14 protein-coding genes are annotated in these 19,719 nt (G+C 66.3%); 3 read left to right on the forward strand and 11 right to left on the reverse strand.

The genetic code is table 11. The features are described from left to right. Window positions 1–52: 52 nt before the first annotated feature. The 11 genes from C3B61_RS08595 to C3B61_RS08645 form a co-directional block, all read right to left on the reverse strand. The gene (locus tag C3B61_RS08595) at window positions 53–859 is read right to left on the reverse strand and encodes a carbonic anhydrase (RefSeq protein ID WP_103460239.1); all 807 of its coding nucleotides are present in this window, start codon (window positions 857–859) and stop codon (window positions 53–55) included. A gap of 209 nt (window positions 860–1,068) precedes the next feature. Continuing rightward, a complete protein-coding gene (locus C3B61_RS08600) occupies window positions 1,069–2,016 on the reverse strand; it encodes a carbohydrate kinase family protein (RefSeq protein WP_244285886.1) in 948 nt (315 codons plus the stop codon). A gap of 11 nt (window positions 2,017–2,027) precedes the next feature. Continuing rightward, entirely contained in the window at window positions 2,028–3,023 is a 996-nt protein-coding gene (locus C3B61_RS08605; protein WP_103460240.1) for a glycoside hydrolase family protein, read from the reverse strand. 9 nt (window positions 3,024–3,032) lie between these two features. Then, window positions 3,033–3,824: a carbohydrate ABC transporter permease gene (locus C3B61_RS08610; protein ID WP_240632520.1), complete on the reverse strand. Its 792-nt coding sequence runs from the start codon at window positions 3,822–3,824 to the stop codon at window positions 3,033–3,035. Between the two features lie 161 nt (window positions 3,825–3,985). Continuing rightward, on the reverse strand, window positions 3,986–4,939 hold the full coding sequence (locus C3B61_RS08615) for a carbohydrate ABC transporter permease (protein ID WP_103430874.1): 954 nt from the start codon (window positions 4,937–4,939) through the stop codon (window positions 3,986–3,988). Between the two features lie 62 nt (window positions 4,940–5,001). Further along, complete coding sequence (locus C3B61_RS08620) at window positions 5,002–6,300, reverse strand: sugar ABC transporter substrate-binding protein (RefSeq protein WP_341866764.1); 1,299 nt, start codon at window positions 6,298–6,300, stop codon at window positions 5,002–5,004. 105 nt (window positions 6,301–6,405) lie between these two features. Continuing rightward, the gene (locus C3B61_RS08625) at window positions 6,406–7,425 is read right to left on the reverse strand and encodes a LacI family DNA-binding transcriptional regulator (RefSeq protein WP_103460243.1); all 1,020 of its coding nucleotides are present in this window, start codon (window positions 7,423–7,425) and stop codon (window positions 6,406–6,408) included. Between the two features lie 218 nt (window positions 7,426–7,643). Further along, window positions 7,644–9,350 carry a glycoside hydrolase family 13 protein gene (locus tag C3B61_RS08630; protein ID WP_103460244.1) on the reverse strand — a complete coding sequence of 569 codons (1,707 nt, stop codon included), beginning with the start codon at window positions 9,348–9,350 and terminating at the stop codon, window positions 7,644–7,646. Window positions 9,351–9,429: 79 nt separating this feature from the next. After that, the gene (locus C3B61_RS08635) at window positions 9,430–10,353 is read right to left on the reverse strand and encodes a carbohydrate ABC transporter permease (RefSeq protein WP_165788000.1); all 924 of its coding nucleotides are present in this window, start codon (window positions 10,351–10,353) and stop codon (window positions 9,430–9,432) included. Next, a complete protein-coding gene (locus C3B61_RS08640) occupies window positions 10,353–11,240 on the reverse strand; it encodes a carbohydrate ABC transporter permease (protein WP_103430860.1) in 888 nt (295 codons plus the stop codon). The genes C3B61_RS08635 and C3B61_RS08640 overlap by 1 nt, the downstream gene beginning before the upstream one ends. A 22-nt stretch (window positions 11,241–11,262) precedes the next feature. Beyond that, complete coding sequence (locus tag C3B61_RS08645) at window positions 11,263–12,528, reverse strand: ABC transporter substrate-binding protein (RefSeq protein ID WP_103460245.1); 1,266 nt, start codon at window positions 12,526–12,528, stop codon at window positions 11,263–11,265. A 129-nt stretch (window positions 12,529–12,657) separates the two neighbouring features. On the opposite strand from C3B61_RS08645, the gene C3B61_RS08650 reads away from it, so the two are divergent. The 3 genes from C3B61_RS08650 to C3B61_RS08660 all read left to right on the forward strand — a co-directional run bounded on the left by C3B61_RS08650 (window position 12,658) and on the right by C3B61_RS08660 (window position 19,669). Continuing rightward, window positions 12,658–13,878 carry an ROK family transcriptional regulator gene (locus C3B61_RS08650; RefSeq protein ID WP_103460246.1) on the forward strand — a complete coding sequence of 407 codons (1,221 nt, stop codon included), beginning with the start codon at window positions 12,658–12,660 and terminating at the stop codon, window positions 13,876–13,878. A gap of 210 nt (window positions 13,879–14,088) precedes the next feature. Then, window positions 14,089–15,666, forward strand: coding sequence for a helix-turn-helix transcriptional regulator (locus C3B61_RS08655; RefSeq protein ID WP_103460247.1), 1,578 nt, complete (start codon window positions 14,089–14,091; stop codon window positions 15,664–15,666). Window positions 15,667–16,267: 601 nt separating this feature from the next. Then, on the forward strand, window positions 16,268–19,669 hold the full coding sequence (locus C3B61_RS08660) for a DUF7507 domain-containing protein (RefSeq protein WP_165791139.1): 3,402 nt from the start codon (window positions 16,268–16,270) through the stop codon (window positions 19,667–19,669). The last annotated feature ends 50 nt before the right edge of the window (window positions 19,670–19,719 follow it).

Here is a 19,719-nt window from a genome sequence, read left to right on the forward strand (position 1 = left end):
CCGACCCGCCAGTGCCGCGACCTGCGGCTCCGCACCTTCTAACGCGCAGCCTCTACCCCGTGATCTCGACCTCCCCGGCCCCGCCCACCACGGTGCGGTCCCCAAGCGGCTGGGTCGGCCGGGCGTTGTGGTCGTGCGCGCCCGCGAGGGTGTCGATCTGCTCCGCCGACATCGAAATCGGTGTGCCCATCACCACCCACTGCACGTCCTCGGTGCACGGCGGGGTGGTCAGGCTGCCCGAGTACTCGTAGTTCTCCAGCGACGCCGGCAGAACGGCGGCCACATCCAGCGTCACCTCGTCCTCGTCGGCCAGGTGGCTGGCCGCCTCGATGAACGGCGTCAACGCGTCGGATGCCGCCCCCTCGGTCACCAGGATCCCGAGCACCAGCAGGTTGCCGTCCGCATCCGCGTGCACCAGGTGCAGCTCGGCCGCGGCGGGCTGTCCCGCCACGGTGTGCTCCGACGGCACGTGCGCGTGCAGTTGCTGCAGGCTGTAGTCATCGTCGGCGAACGTGAGGATCTCGCCCTCTCCGTCGGTCTCGATCTCCACGGCGTGGCCGCTGTCGAAGACGTCCCCCTCCGCTTCTTCGGCGCTCAGCTCGATGCTGGTGCTCGGGGCCGGAACGGCCGCCGGCAGGTCGATCGGGGACTGGTCCGTGCCGGCCTCGCAGGCCTGGAAAGCGTCGTCCAAGCCGGCCCAGGACTCCGGGCCGCTGTCTCCGTCGTACGACCAGTGGGCCGGCTCGGTCACTGGCCTCTCGGTCGGCGCAGTCTCGGCCGGAGCGGCCTGTGCGCAGCCGACAAGGGTGACGGCGGCCACCGTGAGAGCTGAAGCGGTGAGCCAGGATCGTGCGGACATGGGAACTCCTCGTACTGAGTGGACAACGCCACACCGAACATGTGGCGTGGCCGCCCTCTTGCGAGAGCCGCCTCCCCGAATGATCCTCTCGACGCGCACCGCCTGCCGCCGCTGCGCAGGGCCTTCCGACCTACCGCGCCGGGTTCCTTCCTCGTCGTTCAGTGAGCGCGCTGCTCGGGCTTTCGCCGCCGTGACCTACGGGCCGTGAACTACACAGCGGCGAGCTCGGCGCGGGTGGGCGGGTCGGCCCCGGGGCGGGACACCGTGACGGCGGCCGCCTCGGCGCTTCGCCGCATGATGCTCTCCAGTGCCCCCAGCGGCACGTCGCGGAGCGCCGCACGACGGTCGGCCCCGATCAGGTCCGCGTCGATCAGCCCGTCGACGAGAGCGCCCATGAAGGTGTCGCCCGCGCCGACGGTGTCGACCACCGTCACCCGGGGCGCCGACGTCCACACCCGTCCCTGAGCGGTGAGCGCGAACGCGCCCTCCCCACCCTGGGTGACCACCACCACGGCGGGCCCGGCGGCCAGCCAGGACGCGGCAGTGTCGGCGAGTTCGCCGTCGGGGTGTAGCCAGAGCAGGTCTTCGTCGCTGACTTTCACGACGTCGGCGAGGCGCACAAGCTGCTCCAGGCGCGACCGGGCGGCCGCCGCATCGTCGATCAGCGCCGGCCGGATGTTCGGATCGAACGTGATGGTCGCCGTTGCGCGGCGGGCCTCCACCAGGCGTGCCACGTCGGACGCGCCCGGCTCGAGCACCGTGGCGATCGACCCGATGTGCAGCACATCGGCCGGGCCCGCCAGCGCCACATCCACGGCCCAGGCCAGGTCGAACTCGTAGGTGGCCGCCCCCGCGGCATCGAGCAGTGCCGTCGCGGTGGAGGTGTGCGCCCCTGTCGCGCTCCCCGCAGACACCTGTACCCCCGAGTCCTCGAGCCAGGTCCGCACCGCGTGGCCGCGGTCGTCCTCGCCCAGGCTGGTGAGCAGCTGCGGATGCCGGCCCAGCCGCCCCAGCGTCAGCGCCACGTTGGCGGGGCTGCCGCCGGGCGCCTCGTCCCGGGAGCCGTCGGCCCGTTGCACCAGGTCGATCAGTGCCTCGCCGACCACCAGCACTCGGCGCTCGGCCCGGTCGGCGCCGGTCGCCGCGGCGCCGCTCACAGCACCGCCGCTCACAGCACCGCGGCGGCGAAGGCCGGCGCCTCGGCCGAGTCCAGCACCGGCCGGTGCACAAGCCCCCGCACCGGGTCGGCCGTGACCGGGATCGGGTCGCTGAGGGTGCCGACGAACTCGCCGTCGACGATGTTGATGAAGCCGAGCAGCACCCAGCCTCCGTCGGCATCCTGCAGCAGCCGGGCGGCGTAGAGGTCGGTGCGGTCGAACAGCACCGAGCCGGTGAAGTCCACCTGCTCCAGCCGTGCATCCACGGCCACGCTGTAGACGCCGCCCACCTCGCCGGCCGCCTGGCGCTCGGGCGAGAGCTCGGAGACACCGCAGCAGAACAGCAGGATCGGCACCCCGTCGACGATCTCGAACTGGAACACCTCGAGCTGGCCGAAGCCCTGGCCGGGCTGGCTGAGTGGCGGCTGCACCGTCCAATTGAGCAGGTCGGAGCTGGTGGCGTGGCCGAGCACGCCGCGCACCCGCGGGTCACCGGATGCCGCACGGGCGGTGATCAGCATCTGCCAGGTGCTCTCGCCGGGGAAGCGGAACACCCACGGGTCGCGCCAGGCCTGGTCGTGCCAGACGGACAGGTCGAGCGTCTCGTAGAACGCCGGGTCGGCCTCCACGAGCGGCTCGGTCGACACCTTGGTCCAGGTGAGCAGATCGGGGGAGGTGGCGGCGCCGATGCGCTGCACCATGGTGTTCTCGGCGCGGGAGGTGCCGGTGTAGAGCATCCACCAGAGCCCGTCGTCGGCCTGGACCACCGAGCCGGTCCAGGTGGTGGCGTCGTCGAAGGCGGGGGCATCCGAGATGATCAGGGCGTCTTCAACGACGGTCCAGTTGGTGAGGTCGGTGCTGACGGCGTGGCCCACGATCGGGTGCCGGTGCCGGCGTTCGGGGTCTCCGAGGGCCTTGCTGGCGTGCAGGTAATAGGCGTGCGTGAGACCGTCGACCTGAACGTACCAGGAGTCCCAGATCCACTTATCGGGCAGTTGGAGCGACATAAAACCGGCCTAACCTTTCACACCGCTGGACGCGATGCTGTTGACGAATGAGCGTTGGAAAGCGATGAACAGGGCCACCACGGGCAGCGTGATCAGCGTGGAGTACGCCATCACCTCGCCCCAGGAGACGTTGAGCTGGAAGAAGTACTGCACGCCCACCATCACCGGGCGTAGCTCCTCGGTTTGCACCACCATCAGCGGCCAGAGGTAGGAGTTCCAGGCGGGCAGGAAGGTGAGGATGGCGACGGTGGCGATGGCGGGGCCGGAGAGCGGCATCACCACCTGCCGGTAGATGCGGAACCAGCCGGCGCCGTCCATCCGGGCGGCCTCGTCGAGTTCCTTGGGGATCGATTCGAAGTACTGGTGGAACAGGTAGATCGAGAAGGCGTTGGCCACGAACGGGATGATCTGCACCTGGTAGGTGTCGATCCAGCCCTTGCTGAACATGAAGCCCAGCTCGGTCAGCTCGAACGAGGGCAGCTGGTTCACCCACCACACCAGCGGCAGCGCGAGGGTCTCGAACGGCACGATCAGGGTGGCGATGATCAGGGTGAGGATGACGGTCTTGCCGCGTACCCGCATCCGGCTCAGCGCGAACGCGGCGAGGCTGTTCACCAGGATGCCGGCGATGACGGTGATCGCCGAGATGCCGATCGAGTTGACCAGGAACCGGGCGGCGGGCACCCGGTCGAACACGGCGGCGTAGTTGTCCATCGAGATGTTGCCGATGGGCAGGAACGCGGCGATCGACGACAGGTCACCGAAAATCTGCTGGTCGGGCTTCAGCGACGAGACGAACATGAACAGGATCGGGAAGAGGAACAGCACGGCCAGGCCGATCCGGAGGATCCAGCCGCCGATGCCGACCACGCGCTTCTTGCGGGCCGTCTTCTGGCCGAGCACCACGTGCGGGGCGGATGCCGGGGCTACTTCGGGAATCGCTACTTGTGAGATCGCCATGATCAGGCCTTCTCTCTGCTGAGGAAGCGCTGCACGACGGAGATCAGCAGCACGATGACGAAGAACACGAGGGAGATCGCCGAGGCGTAGCCGGTCTCCTGCTGGGCGAAGCCGGATTCGACGGCTTCGTAGACCACGGTGGTGGTGGAGTTGAGCGGGCCGCCCTGGGTCATGACGCTGATCTGGGTGAACAGGCTCAGCGCCTGGATGGTGATGGTCACCAGGATCAGGCTGCGGGTGGCGGACAGGCCCGGCCAGGTGATGTACCTGAATCGCTGCCAGGGTGAGACGCCGTCGAGGTCGGCCGCTTCGTAGAGGTCGGCGGGGATGGTCTGCAGCCCGGAGAGCCAGATGATCATGTGGAAGCCCACGCCCTGCCAGACCGACATCAGGATGATCGCCGGCATCGAGGTGGTGGTGTCGTTGAGCCAGTCCGGCCCGGTGACCAGGCCGAAGGTGACCCGGTCGATGATCACGTTGATCAGGCCGTCCTGGCGGTACATGAACAGCCAGAGCAGCGACACGACGACCATGGAGGTGACCACCGGCAGGAAGTACACGGTGCGGAAGAACGTGGTGCCGCGCACCTTCTTGTTCACCAGGATCGCCATAACGAGGGCGAGGCCGGCCTGCAGCGGCACGACGACCAGGGCGAAGTAGCCGACGTTGATCAGCGCGCGGAAGAACGCGGCATCCGCGAACAGCCTGACGAAGTTGTCGAGGCCGACGAAGGTGGCCGGGTAGGGCGAGATGAGCCGGGCATTGGTGAAGGCGAGACCGAACGCGAGGATGGCGGGGACGAAGATGAACAGGGCCAGCAGCAGCACCGCGGGCGTGAGCATGGCCAGTCCGGCGAGGTTTTCGGTCTTGCTGGTGCGGTCCCGCTTGGGCCGGCTGGGCCGGGCCGGGCGGCCGGCGGCGGGGGCCGCCGGGGGTCGTTCGATCGTGCTGGTCATGAGAGTCTCCCTGAGCGAGGGCGAGGGCGGGGGCGCAGCGTCAGCCGCGCCCCCGCGGTCGACTACTTCTGCGTGTAACCGCCGTTGGACTTGATGTTGGCGTCGATGGCCGTGACCGCCGCGTCGAGGGTGTCTTGCGGGTCGCCGCCGTTGATGATGTCCTGGGTGGCCTTGGTGAACTCCGTCGCGATGAACGGGTACGCCGGGGTCTCGGGGCGGAGCACCGCGCTCTGGGCGGAGAACTCGCGGAAGATGGCGAGGTTGCCGCCCTCTTCGAAGCCGGGCACCAGGGCGGCGGCGGCATCCGTGGCGGGGATGGTGGCGGTGGCCACTGCGACCGCGGCGATGTTCTCGGGGGAGAGCGAGTAGGAGAGGTAGTCCATGGCTGCCTCCGTGTCGGCGCAACCGGTGGTCACGCCCCACTGCCAGGAGCCGCCGCCGATCTTGGTGCCTTCGCCGAGGTCGACGGAGGGCATCACGGCCAGGTCGTCGCCGAGCGCGGCGGCGTTGTTGGCGGCCGCCCAGCTGCCGCCGTACTGGATGGCGGTGACGTTGTTCTGGAAGTCCAGGGCGGAGTCGGCGCCGCTCTTGGTGGCGATGTAGCCGTCGGTGGCGAGGGACTGCATCCACTCGGCCCACTCGAGGGCCTCGGGACCGTTGAGAACGCCCTCGGCCGACTGGTACTCGTCACGCTCGATGAGGTCGCCGCCGAAGGACTGCAGCAGCGGGGAGAACGCGTAGGGGTACCACTCGCCGACATCGCCGGTGCCGATGTCGAGCGGGTTGGTCCAGGTGCCGGTGGCCTTGAGCTTCTCCAGGGCGTCACCGAACTCGGCCTGGGTCCACGGCTGGTCGATGGTGGCCTGGCGGATGCCGTTCTCGGCGAGCACCGACTTGCGGGCGAACATCGCCAGCGCCACGTCGTAGTAGCCCACCGAGTAGGTCTCGCCGTTCCAGATACCCAGGGTGCTGGGCAGGTTCTCGTCCAGGTCCACGCTGAGGTCGAGCGGGGTGAGGTACTTGGCCCAGGCCCAGTTGGGCACGTTGGGGCCGTCGATGTCGACGATGCAGGGCAGCTTGCCGGATGCCGCGGCCGCGATGACCGAGTCGTTGTAGGAGGCCTGCGGGAACGCCTGCAGCTTCACCGTGGTCTTGTCCTGGCTCTCGTTATAGCCGTCGACGATGGCCTGCACCGCGGCGAGCTCTTCGACGTTGCCGCCGTTGTGGGTCCAGACGGTCAGTTCGCCGTTGTTGCCATCGGAGCCGCCGCCGGCGGCGCCGCTGGCGCAACCGGCCATCGTGGCAACGAGACTCGTGGCGACTAAACTCGCTACGATCAGGCGCTTCTTTGCGTGTCGCATCTTCATTCCTTCTTATCGGTTGGGTTGGGGGTGTTTCGGCGGAGGCGCCGATCGTCGCGGCCGTTCCAGCGGTCGCGAAGTAGAGGAGGTCGGCTCGTCGCCGCGTTATCGCGGGGGCGGGCCGACTGACTGCCGCTGAACCAGTGGGCAGTGCATGCGGATCTGCTGCGGTGCCGACTCGGCGTCGCCGGCCAGTTCGGCCGCAAGCCGCTCGATGGCCCAGCGGCCCATCTCGTAGTGCGGCAGCGCGATGGAGGTCAGTCCGGGCAGCAGTGCGTCGGCCAGGACCTCGAAGTTGTCGATGCTCACGATGCTCAGGTCGTTTGGGATCGCCAGGCCGGCCAGCTGCGCCGCCTGGTACGCGCCCATGGCGATGCGGTCGTTGAAGCAGAACAGCGCGGTGGGCCGGTTGGGCTGGGCGAGCATCCGGCTGGCGGCGTCGCGGCCCGGTGCGGTCATCGACTCGCTCATGGTGACGAGGGACTCGTCGAAGGCGATGCCGTGTTCGGTCAGGGCGGCGCGGTACCCGGCCAGGCGGCCGCGGGTGGCGGGGATGTCGTCGATGTTGCCCAGGTAGCCGATGCGGCGGTGCCCGGCCTCGATGAGGTGCTCCATGGCCGTGTGGGCGGCGCCCTCCTCGTCGGGCACCACCGAGGACAGGTCGGTGCGGTCGCTGGATGCGTCGAGCAGCACGGTGGGGATGCCGCTCAGCGCTGCGGGAAGTTCAACGGCCTGGTGGTACATGCGGGCGTAGATGATGCCGTCGACCCGGTGCTGCAGCAGCGCTTCGATGCCGAGGTCTTCGACCTTGGAGTTGCGGTTGGAGTTGACGACCATGAGCACCTGGTCGTTGGCCGCGGCGGCCTCTTGAGCGCCGAGCAGAACGTTGCCGGCGTAGGGCGTGGTGGAGATCTCGTCGCTGACGAAGCCGATGATCTGCGAGCGCTTGCTGCGGAGGCCGCTGGCCAGCCGGTTGGGTGCGTAGTTGAGGCCCTCGGCCACCGACTTGACGCGTTCCCGGGTGGCGTCGCTGAGCTGCCCGCCGCCGCTGAGCGAGTGAGACACGGTCGTCACGGAGACGCCGGCCGCGGCCGCGACCTCTCGAATACCCACACGCTTGCTCATCGTTGAACCCATTCCCAAAAACGTTTTTGTTGATGTGGGTGAGAGCTTACATAAACGTTTTTGTGGATGTCAAGTGCGCAGGGCACATCATTCGATTTGATTGTGCAGGCGGTGGACCCGATGCGACGAACGGCCCCAGCCGGACCCCACTGCCCTCACCGTTCTGCGCGGTGAATTCAGGTCGGAGCTACGTCCGGGGCCGGCTAGGTGGCAGTGAATCAGTCGGTGCCGTGACTGCCGAACCACACAGTGGCCTCGCCCGGCAGCGAGCCCGCCTCGAGGGCGCGGCTGGCGAGCGCAACGTCGTCACGGTCGACCGGGTACGGCTCAGTCCCGAAGTTGGTCACGATCTCCCAACCGTTGGGCCGCCGGTAGCGCAGCACGTCCGAGCGCCCCGTGGGTATCCACTCCAGGTGCTCACCGGTCTGCAGCGTGCGACGCAGCGAGAGAGCGCTGCGGTACAACTCGAGTGACGACAAGGGATCTGTGCTCTGTGCGGCAACGGAGTAGTCCCCGAACCACGCCGGTTGGGGCAGGTGCGACCCGCCGGTGCCGAAGCCGAACGCCGAACCCCCGTCGTTGCCGGTTTCCCACGGCAGGGGAACGCGGCAGCCGTCGCGGCCGAGGTCGGTGCCGGCGCTGCGGAAGAACGTGGGGTCCTGCCGGTCGCCCGCCGGGATCTCCGCGACCTCGTGGAGCCCGAGTTCCTCGCCCTGGTACAGGTAGCTGGAGCCGGGCAGGCCCAGCATGAACAGGGTCGCGGCGCGCGCTCGCCGCTCGCCGGCCGGACGATCGAGCACCGGCGTCACCCCGCCGGAGATCACCCAGTCGGCGCCGTGCTTGCGTGCCGGACGCCCGGAATCGTCCCGTGCAGGCTGCGGAAGTCCGTAACGGGTCGCATGCCGCACGACGTCGTGGTTCGACAGCACCCAGGTGCTCGACGAGCCTGACGTTTCCGCCAGGGTGAGGTTGTCGCGCACCACGGTCTCGAACTGGCCGGCGTCGAAGTCTGCTTCGAGCAGGTCGAAGTTGAAGGCCTGACCCAGGCCATCGGGGCTGGCGTAGAGCGGCACCCGCGCCTTGTCCACCCAGGCCTCCGCCACCGCCGTGCGCGGCGGGTCGTAGGAATTGAACACCTGGCGCCACTCGGCGTAGACCTCGTGCACGTCGTCGCGGTCCACCATCGGATGCATGCCGTCCCGGGGGAGAGCATCCAACTGGGCTTGCGACGGCAGCGGCTCGGTGAGGTCCTTGGTGAGCATGTGGGCCACGTCGATCCTGAAGCCGTCGACTCCGCGGTCCGACCAGAACCGCAGGGTTGTCAGGAAGTCGGCGCGCACCTCGGGGTTGGACCAGTTGAGGTCGGGCTGCTCGATGGCGAAGTTGTGCAGGTACCACTGGCCGTCGGCAACCCGTTCCCACGATGAGCCCCCGAAGGCTGCGACCCAGTCAGTGGGCGGCAGCGCGCCATCCGGCCCGCTGCCCTCGCGGAAGATGTAGCGTTCCCGCGCAGACGACCCTCGACCGGAGGCGAGCGCTTCCTGGAACCAGGCGTGCTGGTCCGAGGTGTGATTGGGCACGATGTCGACGACGACTCGAATGCCGCGCGTGTGCAGGGCGTCGAGCATCGCGTCGAAGTCAGTCAGGGTGCCGAGTCGCGGATCGACGTTGCGGTAATCCGCCACGTCGTATCCGCCGTCAGCCAGCGCCGACGGGTAGAACGGACTCAGCCACACCGCATCAATGCCGAGGTCGTGCAGGTAGTCGGCTTTCGAGGTGATGCCGGGAAGGTCACCCAGACCGTCGCCGTTGGCGTCGGAAAAGCTACGGGGATAGATCTGGTAAACCGCGGCCTGGCGCCACCAGGGTGCCGGCTCGCTGATCGGATGCTGGGCGGGCGCCTGAGCGACGTCGACAATGCTCACGGGTTCTCCTTGTGGTCGAGGTTGGGTAGGGCTGAAGCGGTAGGGGTGGTCCTGGCGGGGTGGGAATTCGGGAGGGGCGTCAGCCCTTCACCGCGCCCTGCGTGACGCCTTCCATCACCCAACGCTGGGTGAAGAGGTAGACGATGATGGCGGGCGCCATCGCCATCAGGTACGAGGCGAAGGAGACGTTGTAGTTGTTGCTGAACTGGGTCTGGAAGATGCTCTGCACCACGGGCAGCGTCTGCAGCGCGGGGTTGGAGGTGATCAGCGACGGCATCATGAAGTCGTTCCAGGAGGCCAGGAAGGCGAAGATACCGACCGTGGCGCTCATCGGTGCCAGCAGGGGAAAGATCAGTCGCCAGAAGGTCTGCCAGGTGGTCGCGCCGTCGAGGCGAGCGCTTTCTTCCAGTTCGGACGGGATCGAGCGGAGGAAGGCCGTGAACAGCAGGATGCTGAAGCTCAGCTGGAACATGATGTGCAGGATCGTGACCCCGACGGGGTTGTCGAGCCCGAGCAACCCGGTCAACTGAATCTGCGGAAGCGCCACCACCGGGAACGGAATGAACATCGCCGCAAGCAGATAGAAGAACGAATAGCGAAACAGCTTGCGGTCCCAGTTGCGCGAGATCGCGTACGACGCCAGGGCGCCGAGCAGGACAGTTCCGATGACTGTTCCCGCCGTGACGACCACGGAGACGCCGAATGCCGCGGGGAAGTTCGTGAGATTCCACGCGGTGACGAATCCGTCCACGCTGAACGGGGCGGGCAGCGAGAAGGCATTGCCGTCGACAGCCTGCGCCTGGGTTTTGAACGCCATCGAGACGGTCACGTAGAGCGGAACGACGACCGTGATGGCGCATAACAGCAGCACGATCATGAGGGACATGCTGGGCTTGTTGCCGCGGCTCCGCACGGCCGAGGCGGGTCTGCGTCGCGCCTTGCCGTCCTCGAGTGTTGCGGTGGCTTCAATGCCCTCGGCGATGAGGGCAGGCTGCGTCGACATTAGATTGCGTTCCTTCCACGAGTGATCCGGAGCTGGAGCAGTGAGATCACCACGACGATGACGAAGAACATCGTTGCGTTGGCCATCTGGTAGGCGTAGTCGCCTCCGGTGAAGCCCGTGACGATTGTCATCGGGATGCTTCGGGTGGCGGTGCCCGGACCGCCGTTGGTAAGACCGACGATGACGTCGTAGGCATTGAGGAAGTTCTTGAAGCCGAGCAGCACGTTGATGATCACGTAGCCGACCACCAGCGGGAGCGTGATCCGCAGCAGCTGCTGCCACTTACTCGCGCCGTCCAGATCGGCCGCCTCGTAGACGTCCCCTGGTACGGCCAGGAGCCCTGCGATGTAGATGAGGAGCGTCCCTGGGATTGCCTGCCAGGCGGTGACGATGACGATGCCGATCCAGGCCAAATCCGGGTTGGCGAGGATGCTCTCGCTCAGGACGCCGATTCCGGTCGCCTGCCCGAACGCCGGGAGCGAATTGGAGAAGAGGAAGTTGAAGACGTAGGCGATGATGATGCCAGACACCACCATGGGGATCACGAACACCGTGCGGAGCGCTGTCTTCAGCCTGATCTTCGCCGTCAGGCCGACCGCGAGGAGAAAAGCGATCGCGTTCACGAGCACCACGGTGACGGCGGCGAAGCCGAAGGTGAAGAGGTAGCTCGACAGGATGGCGGGGTCGGAGAACATCGCGATGTAGTTGATCAGCCCAACGATCTCCCACTCGCCGAAACCGATCGAGTTGGTGAAGCTGAAGAAGATGCCGATGATGGCCGGCACCGTGATGGCGAGAGTGAAGAGCAGAAGACTCGGCACCAGAAAGGCGTAGTAGATGCCTTCAACCTTGCGCCTCGGACGCCGGGGCACAGTCGTCGTTGTCATGGCCAGTTCCTTATCTAGTCGGCTAGCGGCGGAGCGCTAGTCGCGCCCAGTCGGCGTCGAGGGTTTTGAGGGTGCTTTCCACGCTGCTGCCCAGGGCGATGCCCTGCAGGTAGTTCTCCGTGGGAATGGTGAGTGGGATCGCTCGTGACGCTCCTTGGTAGAAGTCAGCGGCCTCGTAGTACTCCTTCATGCCGACGATGCGCGGGTCGGTGACCGGCGCGGCATCGGTCGTAGTGCCGTAGCCGAGTTGAGCCGTGTTGTAGGCATCCATCACGTCCTGCTGAAAGAGATAGCTGAGGAACTCGCGGGCGGCTTCCTGATGCTCCGACGCCTCGGGGATCCAGGCCGCGAGGTCGATGTTCACCCGCACCTGAAGGTCTTCGGGGTCGTCCGTCATCGGCAGGGGGAAGGTTCCGAGTTCCAGGTCGGGGGACGTCTTCGCGATCTCGCCGAGGGCCCACGGTCCCTGCAGGTACATCGCCGCTTCTCCCTTAGCGAAGGCGAGGTTGCCGTCGCCGTAGCCCTTGCTGGCCGCATTCGCGTTGGCGTAGTTGTCGATGAGCAGCTTCATCCGGTCGACAGGGTCGGCGAGCGTCTTCTGGAACGAGACCGGCGACTCGGGACCCACCTCGGTGCCGAGCTCGTTCATCTCCTCGTAGAAGTCGGCCACGTCGACCTCGCCGCCGACGGTGTAATCGAACCAGCCCTGAGCCACGGTCCAGGGATCCTTGAAGGTGCCGTAGAACGGGGTGATCCCCGCGGCCTTGAGCTGGTCGCACACGGCGATCAGCTCGTCGTAGGTTTCGGGGACCTCGAGTCCCTGTTGCTCGAACATCTCGGTGTTGTAGATGACGGATGCCGCCATCACGGAATACGGCAGAACACTGGTGCGACCCGGGTAAGTGGCGTACTGGCCGACGAGGTCTTGAACCTCGGGAAGGATGCGCTCCGCTTCTGGCATGTCGGACAGGTCGCTCAGGGCGCCACGTTCCATGAAACGGGCCATCTCCATGTTGTAGTTGAGCAGACCCAGGTCGGGCGGGTTGCCGCGGAGGAAGCCGGCCTGCAGGTTCGACGACGCGTCGAGGATGACCTCGACGTCATCCTGCGAGGCGTTGTATTCCTTGATCAGTTCCCGGAAGTACGGGATCGCTTCGGGCTTCGTGAGGTGAAAGCTCACGGTCTCGGGTGCATCGCCTGGCGCGCAGCCTGTGAGCGTTGCCCCAGCCAGCAGCAGACCAAGGGAAGCAGCGACCACCCTGGGTGTGCGGCGAGTGGTTCGGTCCACGTCATCGTCCTTTCAAAAACCGTCATTGGTCATCATTCGATTAGTTGGACTATTAGATTTAGCTATCAAATCAATAGGACTGCCACAATAATGCAACAAAGGAATACGAGAGTCAAGAGGTTTTTCGCCATGTTGAACGCCGTCGTCCCGGAGTCACGCGCCAGCCTGCACGCGATGCTTGACTTCGCCTGGGCCGCCGGCGCCTTCGTCAGCACCGACGCCATGGAGGCGACCGGGCTGACGCGGTCAACGGCCATCGCTGCGCTCGACGAGCTCATCAACTTCGGCCTGCTTCGCGAATTACCCAACTCCCGCGCCGTCGGCCAGTACAGCAAGGGGCGGCCAGCGCGCCGATTCGAACTGAGGCCCGAGGCCGCCGTGGTCATCGGCATGGATGCGGGCCGATCGCATCTCACCACGACAGTGGCCGACCTTCGCGGTGTGCCACTCGCCCAAGAAACCACTGAGTTGACCGCCGCGAATGAGGGCACCCACGAGCGCCGAGCCGCCGTGGTCGCCGCCATCGACTCGGCGTTGATCGCTGCGGGTCGCTCCCGCACCGAAGTGCTCGCCGCCTGTGTCGGAGTTCCGTCGCCGGTGGACTCTCACGGCAGGTCGCCCGAGCAGCGTGAGGGCTTCTGGCGCCGTATGAACCCGGACCTGCGCGAGCTGCTCGAGGAATGGGTGCCGATCGTGAGGGTTGAGAACGATGCGTCCCTTGCCGCAGTGGCCGAGGGTGCGACCGGAGCTGCCGTCGGGCTGGAGAACTTTGTGGTTTTGCTGGCCGGTGACCGCTTGGGCGCCGGCGTGGTCGTCGACGGGCATCTGCTGAGAGGCGCACACGGCGGCGTCGGTGAGATGAAGGCGTTCGACTTCGTATTCGGAGTCGAGTCGGCTGCGGGAATCGGCCTGAAACTCACCGACTGGGTGGTGCAGGCTGCAACCTCCGGCCACATCCCGCCGGGGCATCCACTGACCGACATTCCCACCGAGCAGCTCACCGGTCGCGCCGTCCTGGATCTGGCCCGGCAGGGGGACCCGTGGTCGAGATGTCTGGTTGAACGTGCGGGAGCCTTGTTGGCCCGTGTCACGGCGGTCTTCGGCAGCCTCTACGATCCCGAACGGGTGATCGTGTCTGGGGCGGTAGCGGATGGACTCGCCGAGGTGATCGAGGTGGCGCGTGCTCGGTTGCCAACCGAGTTGGACCTCCCCGCGCCCGATCTGAGGCAATCATTGCTCGGCGCATCCGCGGTCGCCACCGGAGCGGTGTCGGCTGCGCTCGAGGCGGCCCGTACGGACGTCCTCCGGCTCAGCGCCGAGGAGCTCCGCTGGCGCGAAGCGGCCAGCTAGGGCTTTCGTGTAGGGCCCTCGAATTAGGCGCCGCCGACGGTGCCGGCTCGTGCACCCACAGTCCGTGGAGAATATAACTATGTATGGGTAACGCGTCGCCAACGCGATATTTGCTGTGTTCTCGGACCGCACGCCGGAGGGATGGGGACGCCGCAGACCCCGACTTCTGGGGGCCCAGGCGAACGAAAAACCCTCGTACAATGATTCGCTGTGGGGGATTCGTCGTTTGAAGAAGAGCTGCGTGCTGCGCTGAGCGAGCAGGCGTGGTCCGCCGCAATCGACTCACTCGCGACGCACTGGGTAGCTCTCACACAGACGAATCAAGCCCTCCTCCTGGAAGTGATTAATGCGCTCCCGGCCGAGGTCCTTGCCGATAACCCGCGGCTCGTTGCGGCGAAGACCTACGTGAACTACCTGCCGGTGAGCGGCGATCGCCGCCCGCTTCGGTTCCAGCATCGGGTGGCACCCGTTCCCCGTGGCCTGCTCGACATCCTCGTCGACCTCACGAGTCGGAGCGTGTCCTCACGGTTCCAGGGCAACATGGCCGAAGCGGTGGCTTTGGTGCGCGAGGCGCACGTGATGATCGCCGACGTCTCCGACGAAGCGATCGCATCCATCCGACCGGTGCTCCCTGACATTCGGCTGCAATGGGCGATCACTCTCGAACTGGGAGGCGAGCTGATCGATGCGAACCGTGCCTACGAACGCACCTTCGATGAAGCGTTGACCTTCGACAACGAGCGGATTGTCACGGAGGCGGCGGGTTCGTTGGCGCTCAACTACGCGCTCTCCGGCAACCGAGGCGTCGCTGAACAGTGGTTGAGTCGCCAGCCGGGAGCCGGGCGTGAGACTCGAGTTGGTCCAGCGGAAGCGACGGCCGTTGACACTGTATTGACGGCGGGCGCACTCGCGCGCGCCCTTCTGGCCGTAAATGATCTTCGTTTCGAAGATGCGCAAGAGGCATTGGATGCCGCGCCATCGGCCGACATCGACCGGGAGTCTTGGGCGTTCAGGCTCTTTGTCGAATCCGCATTGGCCAGAGCCTCCGGTCAAACTCAGCAGCAGCTCGCCCGTGTCGGCGCGACACTGTCAACCCAGCCAGAGCGCCTGCGTTCGAGCGGCCTGAACGGGTGGCTGTCCACGATGGCGGTCGCCGAGTTGCAATTGGCGCTTGGCGATATCGGCTCGGCGACTCAGACGATGTCGCAACTCGACGGTGTCACCCTTCCCGCCGCGATCGATCCGGTGCGCCTCGTTCGTGCGTGGGCTGCTCTCCGGCAGGGAGACGCCCGGGGGGCTCTCGTGCTCGCAGCGCCGGGGCTGTCCCAGACGCTGATCAGTCCTCGCATCACCGTCGAACTGTTGGTGCTCGTCGCCGCGGCGAAGCTCGAGCTCGGCCAAATCGAGGAGGCACGCGGGCACTTCGCAGCGGCAATCGACCTCGTGGCCTCTGAAAAACTTGGCATCGTGCTGCTTCGCCTGACCGCTTCCGAACAAGCGACCCTGCTTTCCAAGCACCGGCCGGCGCTCGAACCGCGCATGCTCCGCGAACTCGACTCTCGAACAAGTGCGGTAACGGCACCTCCGGCCGTGCACCTGAGCGAGCGCGAACGAGTCGTGTTCCGCCACCTCGTGCAACGGCGAAGCGTCGCGGCGATCGCTGCCGCAGAGCACCTGTCACCCAACACGATCAAGACCCAATTGAAATCGATCTATCGAAAACTCGACGTGAACGACCGGGACGGCGCCATCCGAGTCGCTACGACGGCACCCCACCTGCTCGCCTGACCACAAACCGTCAACCGCACCAAAGAAGGCAAGCGCAGCCAAGCCGAATCTCTCGGTTTTGGGCATCGACAGCGCCATGATTCCGAGCCCAGGCGCTGGGGCGACGAGTCGATGAAGGCCACCCCGCCCGGTTCGCCAATGGCCGCTGTGCCGCTGTCGGCGCCTGTTCTGGCCTGTGTCGAGATAATTGCCGCCTCATCAGCCAGATCGCAGATTCCGCGCCCCCAAAGAGGAGGTGTCCGGCCGCGATGCGCGCCACAGACCGCCTGCTGGGCGAAGGGTGAAGTGGCGGGTGATATTCGCAGATTCCGAGCTTGCGCGGGCGAGGGAGAGGCGAGCATTGGGCGGCAGTAACCCAGCTGCCAGGCATGGCCGTTCTCTGTATGTGCTGTGCCATCCGATCGACCATGGAGAACCCGATCACATGAGACGACTACGTCCTGATTCATCCGCACGACACAGAAATAGGCGACATGTCGCGCGCGGGGCGGTGGCGGCAACCCTCGCCTCGGTACTGGCAATCAGCGGTGCCTCGGCAGCATTCGCAGTACAGTCCGCAGTGCCTGCGGCCCCGAACCCGGCCATGGCGGCACAGTGCGAAGTGGATTTCGCCATCAGCCTGGACCTGTCCAACTCGGTAACCGACCCGCAGCTTCAGCAGGCACGTGAAGAGCTCGCCGAGCTCGCGAACGCGCTCGAGGGCTACCCGGTTCGCTTTGCGGTCACCAACTTCGCGTCGAACGCGCCGGCCACCAACGGTGGAGCCAACGCGCCGCTGCCGTTGACGTCTGTGGCCGACGCCGCCGGCGTCGACGCGATCGTGTCCTACGTCAACGCCCTGCAGCGTCCGGTTCCCGCCCAGGGCGGCACGAACTGGGACCGCGGTCTCGCAGCCATTGCCGGGTCGACCGAGACCTACGACGCGCTCTTCTTCCTCACCGACGGCAATCCCACCCAGTACGCTGACCCCGTCCAGGGCCCGGGAAACAGCACCAATCAGGCGACCATCGACGCTGCCGTCCGCAGCGCAAACGTGGTCAAGGGCGAGGGCACCCGGATCGTTCCAATTGGTGTGAACGACAACATCGCGGGCGGTCAGCTGGCGACGTTCCGCGAGCACATCACTCAGATCTCCGGACCGGTCGAGGGCGACGACTACCACCTCGCCGGATTCGCCGCGCTGGCGAGCACTCTCATCGGCATCGTGAACACGAACTGTGCGTCGATCGATCTGGAGAAGACCGGAACCCTCGTGGACGGCGCCACCGGCGCGGTTGGCGACACCGTGGACTATGACTTCACCGTCACCAACACGGGGACCGTTGCCCTCACCGACGTGACGCTGGCCGACCCGAAGCCTGGTCTGTCCTCCATCGAGTTCGGCATCTGGCCCGGCGCTCCGGGTGTTCTGGAGCCGACACAATCGGTGACCGCGACCGCGAGTTACACCCTTACAGAAGCCGATGTCACGGCCGGAGAAGTGTCGAATACTGCGACTACCTCGGGCATCCCACCGGCCGGAACGGCCGTGACCGATGAGGCTCCGGCCCTCGTCACTTTGCCTGAACTCACTCCGGGAATCTCCCTGGAGAAGACTGGTGTGCTGGCTGGCGACACGATCGCCTACTCGTTCACCGCGACGAACACCGGCAACGTGACGTTGACTGCGGTGTCGATCGCCGACGAGCTCGAGGGCCTGTCGCAGATTGCCTACGGCGCGTGGCCGGCCGCTTCGGGCGTTCTCGCCCCGGGCCAGTCGGTCACTGCCACCGCTTCGTATGCGATCACTCAGGCCGACCGTGATGCGGGCACCGTGGATAACACCGCCACCACCACGGGAACGCCGCCGAGCGGTCCGCCCGTTTCTGACGAGGACGACTTCGACCAGCCCCTGGCTGGTGCACCTGCGCTGAGTCTGGTGAAGACCGGCGTGCTCGCTGGCGACACCATCGCCTACTCGTTCACTGCGACGAATACCGGCAATGTGACGTTGTCGGCGGTGACAATTGCGGATGAGCTCGATGGCCTGTCGGAGATTTCTTACGGCGTATGGCCGGCCGCTTCGGGCGTTCTTGCCCCGGGCCAGTCGGTGACCGCAACTGCTTCATACCTGGTGACCCAAGCCGACCGTGATGCGGGCACCGTGGACAACACCGCAACGACGACGGGAACACCGCCGAGCGGTCCATCCGTTTCTGACGAGGACGACTTCGACCAGCCCCTGGGAGCTGCCCCGGCAATCTCCTTGGTCAAGACCGGCGCGCTTGACGGCGACACCCTGGACTACGGGTTCATCGTCACCAACACCGGCGACGTCACCCTCAGCGGCGTCACGATCGTGGATGAGCTGAACGGCCTGTCGGAGATTACCTACGGTGAGTGGCCCGCTGCTGCAGGTGTGCTCGCTCCCGGACAGTCGGTGACTGCCTCGGCATCCTATTCGGTGACGACCCCGGACCGCGATGCGGGTCTCATCAGCAACACCGCCACGACAACCGGAACACCGCCTCGTGGACCGGACGTTTCGGATGACGACGACTTCGACCAGCCCCTGGACTCGAACCCGGGAATCTCATTGGTGAAGATCGGCGCTCTCGACGGGGACTCCATCGAGTACTCGTTCACGGCCACGAACACGGGCCGTGTGACGTTGTCGTCGGTGTCGATCGCTGATGAGCTCGAGGGTCTGTCGGAGATTTCCTACGGTCAGTGGCCGTCCGTTGAGGGTGTTCTTGCCCCGGGTCAGTCGGTAACCGCGACCGCTTCGTACGCTGTGATGCAGGCTGACCGGGATGCGGGCAGCGTTGACAACACCGCCACCACCACGGGAACACCGCCGAGTGGTCCTCCTGTTTCTGATGAGGACGACTTCGACCAGCCCCTCAGCAGCGCTCCTGCGCTGAACCTGGTGAAGACCGGTGTGTTGAAGGGCGACACCATCGCCTACACGTTCACCGCGACGAACACCGGCAACGTGACGTTGACTGCGGTGTCGATCGCCGACGAGCTCGAGGGCCTGTCGGAGATTTCTTACGGTGCGTGGCCGGCCGCCGAGGGAGTTCTGGCTCCTGGCCAGCAGGTGACCACAACCGCAACGTACGCGGTGACGCAGGTGGATCGTGATGCCGGCACCGTGCACAACACGGCGATGACAATGGGCACCCCGCCCGGCGGCGGCATGGTCACCGACCAGGACGAGTTCGACCAGCCCCTCGGCGGGACTCCCTCGGTGTCGCTGGTGAAGACCGGCGTGCTCGACGGAAACACGATTGCCTACACGTTCGTCGCGACGAACTCGGGCACCGTAACCCTGACCTCGGTATCCGTCGAGGACGCCCTCGACGGGCTGTCGGACGTGTCGTACGGCGCCTGGCCGGCTGGCTCCGGTGTGCTTGCACCTGGACAGTCGGTGACGGCCACGGCCAGCTACACCCTGACGCAGGCAGACCTTGACGCCGGCATCGTGTCCAACACGGCCGACGTGACGGGCACGCCGCCGCATGGGCCGGTGGTCTCCGACAAGGACACGTTCGATCTGCTGCTCGTCGACGGCCCGGCGATCTCGTTGGTGAAGACCGGTGTGGTTCGCGGTGACACGATCACCTTCACCTTCGTCGTGACCAATACGGGCAACGTGTCGCTGACATCCGTCTCGATCGCGGATGAACTGCGCGGCCTGTCGGCGATTAGATACGGTGCGTGGCCGAGCGCCCAGGGTGAGCTTGCTCCGGGTGCGTCCGTGATGGCGACCGCTACCTACGCCGTTACGGATGCGGACAAGTCGGCGGGCTTCGTGAGTAACGAGGCGAGCGTCACCGCGACGCCTCCCACGGGGCCGGAGATCACCGACCGTGACGACGTGAGAGTGAACCTGAAGTCGGTGGGTGCACTCGCGCACACCGGGGTGGACTCAGACCGTCTGCGCGGGGCTGCACTCTTCAGCCTGTTGACCATACTTGTCGGTGCCGCCGCCATGTTCATGGTGCGTCGCAAGCGCACCTAATCTGACGGCACAGAAGCGCCCCCGCAGCCAGCTCCCCAGCTGGCTGCGGG

The sequence above is a fragment of the Cryobacterium zongtaii genome, from assembly GCF_002909375.1.
GTDB lineage: Bacteria > Actinomycetota > Actinomycetes > Actinomycetales > Microbacteriaceae > Cryobacterium > Cryobacterium zongtaii.